This is a genomic window from Azospirillum sp. A26, assembly GCF_042604635.1.
Taxonomy (GTDB): Bacteria; Pseudomonadota; Alphaproteobacteria; order Azospirillales; family Azospirillaceae; genus Azospirillum; species Azospirillum palustre.
Genome location: NZ_CP170475.1, coordinates 87,030 through 101,431, shown reverse-complemented (window position 1 = coordinate 101,431; position 14,402 = coordinate 87,030). Strand labels below are relative to the sequence as shown.

The window sequence follows — 14,402 nt, the reverse complement described above, 5'->3', positions numbered from 1 at the left end:
CAATTTCTGTACGGTTTAATTTCAGCGTGGCTAACCGGCCATCCGCTGCCTTTCGGCGAGCAGCTGGCCCAGCAATGCCCGCAGCGCGCCCGGACGCACCGGCTTGTACAGCAGCCGGCAGCCGGCCGCCTCGATGTCCTCGCGCACGGCGGCGTCGCGGTCGGCGGTGACCACGGCGGCGGGGATGTCGCTGCCCAGCGAGGCGCGCAGGGTCCGCAAAGCCTCCACGCCGGTCAGGCTGCGGTCGAGGTGGTAGTCGGTCAGGATCACGTCGGGCGTCCGTCCTTCTAGCTTCTCCAACGCAAGGTCGGGGGCGACGGCGGTGACGACGCGGCAGGACCAGCTGGACAGCAGATCCTCGGTGGCGCGGGCGATGGCCGGCTCGTTCTCCAGGCAAAGGACCAGCACGCCGCGCAGATCGCGGCCGCGCGGGCGGACCACGACGGCACGAGCGGCGACCGGCTCGTCGGTCAGCGGCACCAGCACGGAGAAGGCGCTGCCCCGCCCGACCTTGGAGCGCACCTGCACCGTGTGGCCGAGGATGCCGGCCAGACGCTCGACGATGGCGAGGCCAAGTCCAAGCCCCTTGCCGCGGTCGCCCCGATCGTCGCCGTCGTTGTCGAGCTGGCGGAACTCCATGAAGATTTCCGGCACCTTGTGTTCGGGGATGCCGGGGCCGGTGTCCCACACCTCGATGGACAGGAAGTTCCCGCGACGCCGGCAACCCAGCAGGATGCGGCCGGTGCGGGTGTAGCGCACCGCGTTGGCGAGATAGTTCTGCAGGATGCGCCGCAGCAGCGTCGGGTCGCTGCGGACGATGGCGGAGCAGTCGACCACCCGCAGCCCCAGCCCGTGGCGACTGGCCAGCACGGTGAACTCCTCGCCCAGTGGCTTCAGCAGTTCCTCGATCCGCATCGGCACTGGGTTCGGCTTCACCACGCCGCTGTCGATTTTCGACACGTCCAGCAGATCGCCCAGGATCGTTTCGACCGACCGCAGCGAGGTGTCGATCTGGCGGATGGCGCTGTCGCCGTTGCGTTCGCCCAGAGCCGACAGGAACAGCCGGGCGGCGTGCAGCGGTTGCAGCAGGTCGTGGCTGGCGGCGGCCAGGAAGCGGGTCTTGCCGCGGTTGGCGCGCTCAGCCTCCGCCTTCGCCTCCGACAGGGCGTGGGTTCGCTCCTCGATGCGGCGTTCCAGCGTTTCGTTGGCCTCGCGCAGGGCGGCGGCGGCGCGGTGGCGTTCGGTGACGTCGGTGTAGACGGCGACGAAGCCGCCGCCGCCACCGGGCCTTTGACCCGGCATCGGGTTGGTGGCGATCTCCAGCACCGTGCCGTCGGGCCGCACCCGCTCATAGACGTCGGGCTTGTTGCGGCGGCGTGGATCGGACCGGCGTTCCAGCAGGGTCTCGATCTCACCGTTGCGGCCATATTCGCCGCGCCGGGCGATCAGCCCGACGATGTCCTGCAACGAGGTGCCGACCTGGACGAAGCCGTCCGGCAGTTCCAGCAGGACGACGAACTGGTTGTTCCAGGTGGCGACGCGCCAGTCCTCGTCGAACACGGCGATGCCCTGGGGCACATTCTCCACGGTGGCGCGGAGCAGCTCGTGCTGCTTCAGGATGGCGCGCGAGGCTTCGTCGATGATCGACCGCGCGTCGGTGCGCGACAGCCGGCGGTCGGACAGCAATCCGGCCACCACGACGCGGGCCGACGCCGACCCGACGGCGCCGGCGAGCAGACGCTCGGTCAGCTGGATCGCCTCGCCGTCGGTGCGCATCAGCAGCGCGGTGCGCAGATCGCCATCGGCCACGCCGGTGAAGCGGCGGAAGGCGGCATCGGCGCGCGACTGTCCGACATAGCGCAGGGCCAGATCGTGCAGGTCGGCCAGCGTGGCGCCGCGCGGTCCGTGCGGCTCGCCGTCGGAGGCGCGGCGCAGGCTCATGAAGCGGGCGGCCTGCTGGCGCTCCAGCGTCGACGGGCGGGTCAGCAGCGAGACCACGACGAACAGCAGGAGGTTCGGCCCCAGGCTCCACAGGGCGGCGTTGGTCAGCGGGTCGATGCCGGCGATGCCGGCCAGCGCCACCGGGCTGAGGCCGGTCAGGCCGAAGGGCCCCTCGCGCAGGGCGCTGGAGGCCAGCCATCCGGCATCGGCGAAGGACGGCAGCAGCATGGTGTAGGCCCAGCCGACGAAGCCGGCGCAGATGCCGGCGAAGGCGCCGCTCCGGCTGGCGCGGCTCCAGATCAGCCCGCCCAGCAGGGCCGGGGCGAACTGCGCCACCGCGGTGAAGCTCATCATGCCGATGGTCGCCAGCGGAAAGGCCGGGCCGATCAGCCGGTAGCAGCCATAGGACAGCAGCACCAGCACGATCACCGCCGACCGCCGCACCAGCAGCAGGATCCCTGCCGGATCGTCGCGCAGCCGCCGGTCGTCCGGGCGCAGCGCCATCAGCAGCGGGACGGCGACGTCGTTGCAGATCATGGTGCTGAGCGCCACCATCTCCACCAGGATCATGCTGGTGGCGGCCGACAGACCGCCGATGAAGGCGGCCAGCGCCAGCCACGGCCAGCCCTGGCTCAAGGGGATCGACACCATGAAGGTGTCGGCATTCGTAGTGCCGTCCGGAAACAGCATCAGCCCGGCCAGCGCCACCGGCAGGACGAAGATGTTGATGGCGACCAGATAGGCCGGGAACAGCTTCGCCGACGACCGCACGTCGCCGCCATGGGTGTTCTCCACCACGGCGACGTGGAACTGGCGCGGCAGGCACAGGATCGCCAGCCCCGACAGCAGGCAGGCCACCCACCAGTCGGTACCGATGCTGTCCATCCGGATCAGTTCCAGAAAGCCCGGATGGCGGACGGCGGCGTCGAAGAAGGTCGCCGGGTCGCCGAAGACGGACAAGGCGATGGCTCCGCCCACGCCCAGCGCCGCGGCCAGCTTCACCACCGACTCCGCGGCGATGGCCATCATCAGGCCGCGGTGATGCTCGTTGGCCGACACGCTGCGCACGCCGAACAGGATGGCGAAGGCCGCCATCAGCAGCGCCGCCATCAGCGCCGTCCCGCCCGGCATCTGGCTGAGATCGGTGCCCAGCGACGCCCCGGCCAGGATTTCGAAGCTGACGCTGATCGCCTTCAATTGCAGGGCGATGTAGGGCAGCAGCCCGATCACTGCGGCGACGGTGACGAGTGCCGCCAGGCTGCGGCTCTTGCCGTAGCGTGCCGACAGGAAGTCGGAGATCGAGACGACGTTCTCCGACTTCGCCACCCGGACGATGCGGGCCAGTACCGGCCAGCCCAGCCCGATCATCAGGATCGGCCCGATATAGATGGGCAGGAAGTAGAAACCGCCGGTCGCCGCCCGGCCGACCGCGCCGTAGAAGGTCCAGGAGGTGCAGTAGACGCCGAAACTCAGCGCGTAGAGCCAGGGCGTGCGCCGCTCGCTGCCATGGGGGCCGGTCCGGTCGCCGTACCATGCGATGGCGAACAGCGACAGCAGATAGGCCAGCGATGCGGCCAGGATGAACCAGCTTTCCATGGGGCTTTGCGCCTCCAATTCTTGATTTTCGCTCCCTGCGGACAGCAGCCTATCACAAACCAGCCATTGTCGCCGCGCCTGCGATCCGCATCCACACGCGGTTTCCACTTTCGGCAGAGCGCAAAGGGATGCGCCCGGTTGTATGGGGAGCAAAGGGAGCCGTCCTACCGCACGGCCGGTCCCGTCGGGACACTTCCCATCCTTTGGTGTTCTTCCTGCAAGGCTGCAAAGCCTTTGGTCGAACACGAAAAGGTGAAGGAGAGTCCGAATGGTTTCGGTCAGCGCCGGTTCCCAGTCCAGCCTCAACACCGACGCGCTTGATGTGACGAACATCCAGGGCGGCACGATCACCGGTGCCACGCCCGACCAGCTCGTCATCACCTATCCCGGCAACCGGTTCACCGATTTGCGCGGCAATTTCACCTACGATCCCCTCACCAAGGCCCTAACCGGGGGCACCATCACCAGCGTCACCAACGCGAGCAACGGCGTTCTCGACGTGGCGGTGTCGGATCTGAACCTGCCGGTGGCGACGGCTCTGAACTGGGCTGGCACCGGCACCAGCCCGGAGGCGATCCGCGCCGCCCTGCTGGGAGGCAATGACAGCCTGTCCGGGTCGGACCTCAACGACACGCTGCGCGGCTATGCCGGCGACGACACCATCAAGGGTGGCATGGGCGACGACCTGCTGGATGGCGGCAGCGGCGTCAATGTCATCGACGGTGGCGACGGCAGCAACGACACGGTCGCCCGCCACGCCTCGCTGGCCGACAGCGGCGCCGTCAAATACAATGGCGAGATCTATGTGATCGACGCCAATGGCTATGACCGGCTGACCAATGTCGAGTTCATCCAGTACACCGACCAGACGGTGGCCGGCGCCTCGGCCCCGGTATTCGACGGCCTGTCCTATCTCGCCGCCAATCCGGACCTTGCCGCCGCCTATGGGATGGACAGCGAGGCCGCCTTCGACCATTACCGCTCCTTCGGCTGGAGCGAAGGGCGGTCGCTGACCTTCAATGCCGCCGGCTATCTGGCCGACAACCCCGATCTGGCCGCGGCCTTCGGCACCAACACAGCCGACGCCACCCGCCATTACATCGAGACCGGCCGCAACGAGAATCGCCGGTTCGATTTCGATGCGGAGTCCTATCTGGCCGCCAATCCCGACCTGATCCAGGCCTTCGGCAACGACCCGACCGCGGCGGCGCTGCATTACGCCACCATCGGCCGGACCGAGGGGCGGAGCCTGGGCTTCGACGCGCAGGCCTATCTGGCGCGCTACCCGGATCTGCAGGCAGCCTTCGGCAGCGACCTGCAGGCGGCGACCGCCCACTATGTCGCCGAGGGCTATGAGGAGGGTCGCGTCGCCGCACCGCTCGCCCCCGCCACTGGCGCCGCCTTCGCCGTGGACGATGCGGCCCAGCGCCACGCGACGCTGACCATCGCCTGACGGCGAACGGGTGGAGGCTGAACGGCAAACGGGCGGAGGGTCATCCCCTCCGCCCGTTTTCTTTGTCAGGCGTTCATGCGACGACGGTCAGTCGTGCTGGTATATGTCCACGTCCTTGGTTTCGCGGACGAACAGCAGGCCGATCACCAGGGTCGCCGCGGCGATGATGATCGGGTACCAGAGGCCGGAATAGATGTCGCCGGTGGCCGCCACGATGGCGAAGGAGGTGGTCGGCAGGAAGCCGCCGAACCAGCCGTTGCCGATGTGGTAGGGCAGCGACATCGAGGTGTAGCGGATGCGGGTCGGAAACATCTCCACCAGCATCGCGGCGATCGGGCCGTAGACCATCGTCACGTAGAGGACCAGCACCGTCAGCAGGGCGATGACCATCACCGTGTCGATGCGGGCCGGATCGGCCTTGGCCGGGTAGTTGGCGGTCTTCAGCGCATCGCCCAACCCCTTGTCGAAGGCGGCGCCGGCTGCTTTTGCGTCGGTCGGGGTGGCGGCGGTGGCCGGACCGTGGCTCAGCGACACGGTGGTGTTGGCCTGCGGCACAGCCGTGTAGCTCGGGATGACCGTGCTGCCGACCTTGATCGACGCCACGGTGCCGGCGGGCGCCACTTCGTTGGTGTAGGGGATGCCGCGCTTCACCAGGGCGCTCTTGGCGATGTCGCAGGAGCTGGTGAACTGGCTGGTGCCGACCGGATTGAACTGGAATGAGCACTCGTTGGGATCGGCGAGGACGACGACCGGCGCGGTGGCGATGGCCTCCTCGAGCGCCGGGTTGGCGTAGTGGGTGATGCCCTTGAACAGCGGGAAGTAGGTCAGGCAGGCCAGCAGCAGCCCGGCCATGATGATCGGCTTGCGGCCGATCCGGTCGGCCAGCGTGCCGAAGATCACGAAGAAGGGAGTGCCGATCAGCAGGGCCGCCGCGATCATCAGGTTGGCCGCCTGTGCATCGACCTTCAGCGTCTGCGTCAGGAAGAACAGTGCATAGAACTGGCCGGTGTACCAGACCACCGCCTGGCCGGCGACGAGGCCGAACAGGGCGAGCAGGACGATCTTCAGGTTCTTCCACTCGCCGAAGGATTCGGTCAGCGGCGCCTTCGAATGCTTGCCTTCCTCCTTCATCTTCTTGAAGGCGGGCGATTCGTTCAGCATCAGCCGGATCCACACCGAGATGCCGAGCAGAGCGATGGAGATCAGGAACGGGATGCGCCAGCCCCAGGCGTTGAAGTCCTCCGGCGACATGGCGACGCGGCAGCCCAGGATGACCAGGAGCGACAGGAACAGGCCGAGCGTCGCGGTGGTCTGGATCCAGGAGGTGTAGTTGCCGCGGCGGCCGTGAGGGGCATGTTCGGCGACATAGGTCGCGGCACCGCCATACTCGCCGCCCAGCGCCAGCCCCTGCAACAGGCGCAGGCCGATCAGGATGATCGGGGCGGCGATGCCGATGGAGGCGTAGTTGGGCAGGATGCCGACGATGAAGGTCGACAGGCCCATGATCAGGATGGTGACGAGGAAGGTGTATTTGCGGCCGATCATGTCGCCGAGACGGCCGAAGACCAGGGCGCCGAAGGGGCGGACCGCGAAGCCGGCGGCGAATGCCATCAATGCGAAGATGAAGCCGGCGGTCGGGTTGACGCCGGAGAAGAACTGCGCGGCGATGACCGCGCTGAGCGATCCGTAAAGATAGAAGTCATACCATTCGAAGACGGTCCCGAGCGAGGATGCGAAGATGACTTTCTTCTCCTCGCCCGTCATCGGTCGGACGGCGTCCGATGTCGAAGCCGCATAGGCCATGGTCTTCACCCTCCCAAGTGAATAATCTATAATTTTGGTTGGTTTTTTCGCGTGCGGTGCCTGTCGGTCACGTGATTTGATGACCGAGCCCGCGCCTTGGTTGTGTGACTGATAGTTGCGTACACGAACAGTACGCGTCACCCCCGACCATGGTCGGGGGTATCGGGGGTGCGGTAATGGGTTACGCTAATCTTTTGAGCGGATACCGGACTTACTGGAACACGGGAGCGTAGAGCAGGCCCCCTTGAGTCCAGGGCCGGTTCAGGCCGCGGTCGAGCTTGAAGGGCGACCGGTTCCCGAGATTGCGTTCGAAGATCTCACCGTAATTGCCGACCTGCACCACCGCCTGATAGGCCCAGTCCGGCCGCAGTCCCGCTTTCGCCGCCACCTCCGGCATGCCGGACAGCAGGCGGCGCATCTCGCTGGTGCCGGTGATGCGCTGGAAATTGGCGTTGGCGCCGGACACGCCGGCATCGTCGGTCAGGAACAGGGCGAACATGGTCCAGCGCACCGCCGCCATCCAGTTGCGGTCGCTGTTCGGCGTCAGCGGAGCCAGCGGCTCGCGCGAGGCCAGGGACGATGGAATGTCGGCGATCTCCACCGCGTCCTGCGGTGTCTCCATCATGTGCAGCGCCGTGGTGAGCAGCGCGCGGTCGGCGCTGATCGCCGCGCAGTCGCGGCTGAGAAAGGCTTCCAGCGTGTCGGGCCAGCCGGGGAAGCTGCGCAGCTTCCAGGGCCGCTTGCCGCCGCCGATCAGGGTTTCCAGCTCGGCCTGGGTGGTGGTTCCGGCCGGGACGCAGACCGTGAGGTCGCCGTCCAGCGCCGAATGGCCGTCGGGCAGCCGCCATGCGGCGATCCCCTGCACGTCGTAGAAGATCGGCGGCCCGAAATCGACGGCATAGGTGGCGTCGCGGGTCAGCGTCCAGGAGGTCTGGGCGAAGGAGACGTCGACCTCGCCGGCGGCGACGGCGGCAAACTCCTGCGGCTTGGACAGACGGCGGATTTCGATGGCATCGGCCTTGCCCAAAACCGTTGCGGCCAGTGCCCGGCACAGGTCGACCATGAAGCCGACCGGCCGCCCGCCATCGTCGTTGGCGGCGAAGCCGGGATTGAAGGACACCCCGCAGCGCACGACCCCGCGCCGTTCGATCTCGGCAAGGACCGGGCGGTCGCCGTTGCGTGCGGCGGCGTCCGGCTGTGCCGCGACGGTTCCGGCGGACAGCAACGGTTGCAGCGCCAGCAGCAAGCCGACTGTGGCGGCAACAGGCTTCGACCCCATCCTTCTCCCCTTATCCGACGGCCGCGCTATGATACGCTGCCGGCGCGGCCACGCAAACGATGCGCAGCCGAGGGAAGCGGGAACGGGAATGGCGGGTGACAGCAAGGCGGGGCCAAGCGGTTCCGAATCGGGCGGTTCCGGATCGGCAAAGGCGCCGGGGAAGGCTGGCATGGTCAGGATCGGTGTCGGCGCCCGATTGTTCGGTGCACTCGCCTTCAACGGTCTGGTCGCCTTCCTGATCGGGCTTGGCGCCTATATCGCCTTCGACGGGCTGCATGCCGGCATCACCAAGGTCACGTCCGAGCAGTTCCCGGCGGTGGTCGCCTCCGCCAAGCTGGAGCGCCAGCACCAGCGGATCATGCGGACCCTGGAACAATTGGCCCTGTCGCAAGAGAATTTCGGACGCGAAACGATCAAGCAGGGGTTGGCCGACCAATTGGACGGCTATGACCGGTTGCTGGCGGAGATGGACTCCTCCGACGGCCGGCAGACCCAGCGGATCAGCGGGCTGAAAAGTCAGCGCGACGAGATCCTGCGGCTGCGCGACGCCATCGACCGCGGCGTGACCGCCCGCATCACCGCCCGCCGCGCCCTCGCCGAGCGCAACCGCGACGTGCGGCGGATGGCCGACGCCCTGGCCGAACCGGCCCTGCGCGGGGTGGAGGATGCAGGCGTGCAGCGCTGGTTGGCGATGGCGGAGCGGCTGCTGTACCTGATCGCCTCGGTCCATCAGGCGGAGAACAGCTTCGCGCTCACCCGGCTGGCCGACAGCGCGGTGGCGCAACTGTCGGCGCTGGATGGGTCCGCCCCGGTCGGTCCGGCGGACGGCTCAGGTGACAATGTGGCGGACCGGCTCGCCCGGCTGGCGGAGGGCATGCGCTCGGTTGTGGAGGGCGACCGCTCCGTCTTCCGCCAGCGGCAGGCGGAGTTGCAGGCCTCGGAGATGCTGAACGGGCTGGTCGACCGTGCCAATCAGGTGTCGCTGGTCAACACCGGCCTCAACACCGGCATCTTCGTCGAGCAGACCAAGGCGGCGGAGGAAAGCCGCCAGCAGGTGATCGAAGTGTCGACCACCTACACCCGCCTGTTCTTCGCCTCGGTCGGCGTCGTGGTGCTGGGGATGGTTCTGTCGGTGCTGTATGTGCGGCGCAAGGTGCTGGCCCGGCTGTGGGCGGTCAGCGAAGCGATCCGCGACCGCACCGGCGGCGGCCGGGCGGAGGTGCCGGTGACTGGCGCCGACGAGATCGGCGAGCTTGCCCGCGCCCTGCGCTTCTATATCCAGGAGACGGAGGACAAGAGCGAGGCGCTGCGCCGCAACGAGCAGTGGCTGCGCACGGTGCTGGAGGCCGCCCCGGTCCCGCTGGTGATCTCCGGCCGCGCCGACGGCCAGATCCGCTTCGTCAACCGCCGCGCCGCCGACCTGTTCGAGGTCGATGAGGCCGGCGAGTTGCTGGGCCGCCCCGCTGCCAGCGTCTGGTACGTCCCGCAGGTGCGCGACGAGTTCGTCCGCGACGTCTTCACCAGCGGGCTGGCACTGGATGTGGAGACCGAACTGGTGACCCGCTCCGGCCGCCGGCTGTGGGGGCTGCTGTCCGGCATCGCCTTCGAATTCCAGGGCGAGGAGGTGCTGCTCAGTTCGGTGGTCGACATCACCCGCCGCCGCGAGGCGGAGGAGCTGCTGCGCCGGACCCAGGCCTTCCTGGACGCGGTCATCGACAATGTGCCGAGCGTCCTTTACGTGCTGGACGGCGACAGCGGCCGCGTCCTGCTGTGGAACCGGGCGGCGGAGGATTGCTTCGGCACCCGCCGCGCCGACATCGAGAACCGCACGCTGGCCGATGTGCTGGGGCCGGAAACCGGCCGGGCGCTCGCCGGCGGCGATCCGGGATCCATGCGCTCGCTGGGGGTGGAGGAACTGGTTCTTCCCCGCAACGGCGAGAACACCGTCTTCGCGTTGCAACGCCATCCCTTCGAATGGTCGGGCGACGGGCGCTGCCGCATCATCTGCGTTGCCAACGACATCACCGCGTCGCGCCGGGCGCGCGAGGAACTGCGGCAGGCCAAGGAACGGGCGGAGCGAGCCGACGCCGCCAAGACGGAGTTCCTCGCCACCGTCAGCCACGAGATGCGCACGCCGCTGAACGGCATCCTCGGGCTGTGCCGGCTGCTGCTGACCGGGCAACTGCATGCCGGGGAGCGCCGCTACGCCATGTCGATCATGCGCTGCGGCCACGGGCTGCTCGATCAGGTCAACGACATCCTCGACCTGCGCAAGATCGAGGACGGCAAGCTGGATCTCGACCCGGCTCCCTGCGCCCTGCTGCCGGTGCTGGAGGAGGTCGTTGCGACCGTGGAAGGACTGTCGAACGAGAAGGGGATCTACCTCGACCTCGACATCGCGCCGGAGGTTCCGGAACAGGTGGTCATCGACCGCCAGCGGTTGCGGCAGATCCTGGTGAACCTCGTCGGCAATGCGGTGAAGTTCACCGAGCGCGGCGGGGTGGACCTGCGCGTCGACATCGAACCGGGTCCGGAACGTTCCGGTGCCGGAGAGATGCTGCGTCTGGCCGTGCGCGACACCGGGATCGGCGTACCGGCTGACCGCCGCGCCGCCATCTTCGAAAAGCTGGAGCAGGCCGATCCGACCATCGCCCGGCGGTTCGGCGGCAGCGGGCTGGGGCTCGCCATCGTCCGCCATCTGCTGGACGCCATGCAGGGCAGCATCCGTGTCGACAGTGTGGAGGGGCTGGGCAGCGTCTTCACCGTCACCATCCCCTTGCTGCGGGTGGAGGAGCCGGCGCTGCCGGCGCGTCCCGGACGGCTGCTGCCGATCAGCCGGGTGCGGTCGCTGGCCCTGCTGCTGGTGGAGGACGATGCGATCAACCGGGAGGTGGCGCTGGGGCTGCTGTCCGACGCCGGCCACCGCATCACCGTCGCGGAAACCGGCGAAAGCGCGCTGGAACTGGCCACCCGGCGGCACTTCGACGCCATCCTGCTGGACATCCGCCTGCCCGACATCGACGGGCCGGAGGTGGCACGCCGCATCCGTGCCCTGGAGGATGCCGACCGTGCGGCGGTGCCCATCGTCGCGGTGACCGCCAACGTCTTCGCCGCCGACCGTGCCCGCTACATCGCCGCCGGCATCGATGCGGTGATCGAGAAGCCGATCTTCCCGGAGCGGCTGATGCACCTGCTGTCGAACGCCGTCGCCCCGCGTGACGACGAAGACGAGGAGGTGGGGGCGGGAATGGTCCCGGCGGAAACGTCGCCCCGCCCGCGGGTGGTCGAGGACGATGTGAACGAGGAGATTCTGGAACGCTATATCCGCTCCCTCGGCCCCGCCCGCTTCGCCACCATCCGCGGCCTGCTGCTGGAATCGGCCCGGGAAGGGCTGCCCCGCCTGTCCGCCGCCGACACCCCCGACGACGAGATCGAGGACATCGCCCACCGGCTTGCCGGGGCCGCCAGCCATTTCGGCCTGACCGCGTTCGTCGGGCTGATGCGGGCGGTGGAGGACGGCATGCGCGAAGGCCGCCGGGTGGAGGCGCAGGAGTTGGCCGCCACCGCGGAATCGGCCTTCAGCCGCGGCCTTGCGGCGATGGACGCCGTGCGCGGGGTGCTGGAAGGGGTTTGAGGCGGAGGGTCGAGCCCCCCGCCTCATGCCGGTTCGCTCAGGCGCCCTTGGCGGCGCGATAGGCTTCCATCAACTGGCGGCCGGCGGCGAGGATGCCCTCGCGGTCGCCCTTCTTGACCAGGGTTTCATCGACCAGCTTGCCGCCGGCGCCGACGCAGGCGACGCCGGCCGCGACATAGGAGGCGACGGTGGTGGCGTCGATGCCGCCGGTGGGGACGAAGCGGACGCCGGGGAAGACCGACTTCAGCGCCTTGATGTGCGCCGGACCGACGGTGGAGGCCGGGAAGATCTTGATGGCATCAGCGCCGGCGGAGATGGCGGCATGCACCTCGGTCGGGGTCAGGGCGCCCATCAGGCAGGCCACGCCATGGTCGCGGCAGGCGGCAGCCACCTTCGGCACGACGCAGGGCGACACCACATACTTGGCGCCGGCCTTCACCACCTCGGCGACGGCGACGGGGGTCAGGACGGTGCCGGCGCCGATCAGGGCGCCGCCCTCCGCCGACAGCTCCTCGATCAGGCCGACGGCGCCGGGGGTCGTCATGGTGATCTCGAAGGTGCCGTAGCCGGCTTCGCGCAGCCAGGTCACGGCGGTGCGCGCCAGATCGGCGGAGCTGTTGCGGATGACCGGGACGACGCCGTAAGCGACGAGCTGGTCGAGGATTTCGTTCGGGGATTGCGTGGTGGACATCAGGATTCCTCTGTTTTTTTTCGGGTGGCGGAAGACGTGGAGTTTGAAACGGAAGCCGGCCGTTCCGGTGCACGGTGGTGCCCGGCCAGGACGGCCTTGATGCGGGCCAGACGGCGGTCGAGGCCGGGCGGGGCCTGCAGGCCGACGGCGACGGTCAGCACGTCGATCAGCGCCAGCTGCGCCAGACGCGAGGCCATCGGGGTATGGACCGCAGTGTCCTCGTCCACATCGACGGTCAGGCGGATGTCGGCCCGTTCGGCCAGCGGAGTCGCCGATGCGGTGATGGCGATCACCGTCGCCCCGCCGTCGCGGGCGATGGCGGCGACATCGAAGATCTCGTCGCTGGTGCCGGTCTTGGAGATCGCCAGCAGCGCGTCGCCGGGGCCGAGCGTCGCGGCGGCCATCGCCTGGAGATGGGCGTCGGTGCTGGCGGTGACCTGCGGCAGCAGGCGGAACAGCTTGTGATGGGCGTCCAGCGCCACGGCACCGGACGCGCCGACGCCGACGATCTGCACCCGCCGCGCCCGTGCCAGCACCCCGGCCGCCTTTTCCAGCGCCATGCTGTCGAGCCGGCCGCGCAGGCGGACCAGCGCATCGATGGAGCGGTTCAGCACCTTTTCCGCGGCACTGGCGACGCTGTCGCCGGGAGAGAGGTCGCGCACCAGCGGGGTCGGGCGGTCGCCCGCCTCCTCCCGCGCCGCCGAGGCGGCCAGATGCTGGGCCAGCGCGATCTTGAATTCCTGGAAACCGCCGAAACCGGCGGAGCGGCAGAAGCGCAGGACCGACGGCTCGCTGACCCCCGCCTTGCCGGCAAGCTGGGCCAGGCTGTCGCGCACCGCCGACCCGGGATCGGCCAGAACGCTGCGAGCCACCGCGGCTTCCGCGCGGCGCAGGCTGTCGAGGGAGGAGGCGATGCTGTCCAGCATGGGAGGACCGGAGTGGCTGCCGGATGGGCAGCGGATGGAGGCTTATCGGAACCGAATGTAGTTTTACTACAGGATGGCCGCTTTGTCGACCCGCCTGTGAAGCAATGCTACAATTCGTTCGCTCACCCCTTTACTTTCCACGCCGTCCGGGCAGGATCGACCGGCACCGCCGTCCTGTCGGAGGCAACCTCCTTATCTGGAAGGGTTTTTCATGAAACTGCTGCGCTACGGCCCGCCGGGCCAGGAAAAGCCGGGCCTGCTGGATGGCGATGGCCGCATCCGCGATCTGTCCGCCCATGTTGACGACATCGCCGGCGCCACTCTGCTGCCGGACGGGTTGGACCGCCTGCGGGCCATCGACCCGGCCTCGCTGCCGCTGGTAGAGGGCAACCCGCGCCTCGGCCCCTGCGTCGGGCAGGTGGGCAAGATGGTCTGCATCGGCCTGAACTTCTCCGATCATGCGGCGGAGACGGGCATGGCGGTGCCGCCGGAGCCGATCATCTTCATGAAGGCGACCAGCGCCATCGTCGGCCCGAACGATCCCATCGAACTGCCGCGCGGCTCGGAAAAGACCGATTGGGAAGTCGAACTGGCCTTCGTCATCGGCAAGACCGCCAAATACGTCTCGGAAGACGAGGCGATGGACCATGTCGCCGGCTATTGCATCGTCAACGACGTGTCCGAACGCGCCTTCCAGATCGAACGGCAGGGCCAGTGGACCAAGGGCAAGAGCTGCGACAGCTTCGGCCCGACCGGCCCGTGGCTGGTGACCCGCGACGAGGTCGAGGATCCGCAGGCGCTGAAGATGTGGCTGGAGGTCAACAGCCACCGCTATCAGGACGGCAGCAGCGCCACCATGGTCTATGGCGTGCGTTATCTGGTGTCCTACCTGTCGCGCTTCATGAGCCTTCAGCCGGGCGACATCGTTTCCACCGGGACTCCGCCCGGTGTCGGCATGGGCCAGAAGCCTCAGGTCTTCCTGAAGGCCGGCGACGTGGTGGAACTGGGTGTCGAAGGGCTGGGCACCCAGCGCCAGACGGTGGTCCAGGGCTGAAACCGCTTCGGGGCTGAAAAACGAA

8 protein-coding genes are annotated in these 14,402 nt (G+C 68.4%); 3 read left to right on the top strand and 5 right to left on the bottom strand.

Going from position 1 to position 14,402, the window contains the following annotated elements; all coding sequences use genetic code 11:
• Positions 1–30 precede the first annotated feature (30 nt).
• A complete protein-coding gene (locus ABNQ39_RS29325; protein WP_376965538.1) occupies positions 31–3,537 on the bottom strand; it encodes a hybrid sensor histidine kinase/response regulator in 3,507 nt (1,168 codons plus the stop codon).
• A gap of 268 nt (positions 3,538–3,805) precedes the next feature.
• On the opposite strand from ABNQ39_RS29325, the gene ABNQ39_RS29320 reads away from it, so the two are divergent.
• Complete coding sequence (locus tag ABNQ39_RS29320) at positions 3,806–4,990, top strand: hypothetical protein (protein ID WP_376965536.1); 1,185 nt, start codon at positions 3,806–3,808, stop codon at positions 4,988–4,990.
• Between the two features lie 87 nt (positions 4,991–5,077).
• Here the strand turns inward: ABNQ39_RS29320 and ABNQ39_RS29315 are convergent, their stop codons facing one another.
• Both ABNQ39_RS29315 and ABNQ39_RS29310 read right to left on the bottom strand, forming a co-directional pair.
• Positions 5,078–6,793 carry an MFS transporter gene (locus tag ABNQ39_RS29315; protein WP_376965534.1) on the bottom strand — a complete coding sequence of 572 codons (1,716 nt, stop codon included), beginning with the start codon at positions 6,791–6,793 and terminating at the stop codon, positions 5,078–5,080.
• 211 nt (positions 6,794–7,004) lie between these two features.
• Positions 7,005–8,072 (bottom strand): transporter substrate-binding domain-containing protein, encoded by a 1,068-nt coding sequence (locus tag ABNQ39_RS29310; protein WP_376965532.1) that lies wholly within the window; start codon positions 8,070–8,072, stop codon positions 7,005–7,007.
• A 169-nt stretch (positions 8,073–8,241) separates the two neighbouring features.
• Here ABNQ39_RS29310 and ABNQ39_RS29305 point away from each other — a divergent pair, with 169 nt between their 5' ends.
• On the top strand, positions 8,242–11,706 hold the full coding sequence (locus ABNQ39_RS29305; RefSeq protein WP_376965530.1) for an ATP-binding protein: 3,465 nt from the start codon (positions 8,242–8,244) through the stop codon (positions 11,704–11,706).
• Positions 11,707–11,743: 37 nt separating this feature from the next.
• Here the strand turns inward: ABNQ39_RS29305 and ABNQ39_RS29300 are convergent, their stop codons facing one another.
• Positions 11,744–12,397 carry a bifunctional 4-hydroxy-2-oxoglutarate aldolase/2-dehydro-3-deoxy-phosphogluconate aldolase gene (locus tag ABNQ39_RS29300; protein ID WP_376965528.1) on the bottom strand — a complete coding sequence of 218 codons (654 nt, stop codon included), beginning with the start codon at positions 12,395–12,397 and terminating at the stop codon, positions 11,744–11,746.
• Positions 12,397–13,323, bottom strand: coding sequence for a MurR/RpiR family transcriptional regulator (locus ABNQ39_RS29295; RefSeq protein ID WP_376965526.1), 927 nt, complete (start codon positions 13,321–13,323; stop codon positions 12,397–12,399). Before ABNQ39_RS29295 ends, ABNQ39_RS29300 begins: the two co-directional genes overlap by 1 nt.
• A gap of 211 nt (positions 13,324–13,534) precedes the next feature.
• Here ABNQ39_RS29295 and ABNQ39_RS29290 point away from each other — a divergent pair, with 211 nt between their 5' ends.
• Positions 13,535–14,377: a fumarylacetoacetate hydrolase family protein gene (locus ABNQ39_RS29290; RefSeq protein WP_376965524.1), complete on the top strand. Its 843-nt coding sequence runs from the start codon at positions 13,535–13,537 to the stop codon at positions 14,375–14,377.
• Positions 14,378–14,402 lie beyond the last annotated feature (25 nt).

Bases quoted from the DNA above. Each gene is read 5' to 3' on its own strand.
- ABNQ39_RS29290 (WP_376965524.1), top strand. From the start codon at position 13,535: ATGAAACTGCTGCGCTACGGCCCGCCGGGCCAGGAAAAGCCGGGCCTG.
- ABNQ39_RS29315 (WP_376965534.1), bottom strand. From the start codon at position 6,793: ATGGCCTATGCGGCTTCGACATCGGACGCCGTCCGACCGATGACGGGC.
- ABNQ39_RS29300 (WP_376965528.1), bottom strand. From the start codon at position 12,397: ATGTCCACCACGCAATCCCCGAACGAAATCCTCGACCAGCTCGTCGCT.
- ABNQ39_RS29320 (WP_376965536.1), top strand. From the start codon at position 3,806: ATGGTTTCGGTCAGCGCCGGTTCCCAGTCCAGCCTCAACACCGACGCG.
- ABNQ39_RS29325 (WP_376965538.1), bottom strand. From the start codon at position 3,537: ATGGAAAGCTGGTTCATCCTGGCCGCATCGCTGGCCTATCTGCTGTCG.
- ABNQ39_RS29295 (WP_376965526.1), bottom strand. From the start codon at position 13,323: ATGCTGGACAGCATCGCCTCCTCCCTCGACAGCCTGCGCCGCGCGGAA.
- ABNQ39_RS29310 (WP_376965532.1), bottom strand. From the start codon at position 8,072: ATGGGGTCGAAGCCTGTTGCCGCCACAGTCGGCTTGCTGCTGGCGCTG.
- ABNQ39_RS29305 (WP_376965530.1), top strand. From the start codon at position 8,242: ATGGTCAGGATCGGTGTCGGCGCCCGATTGTTCGGTGCACTCGCCTTC.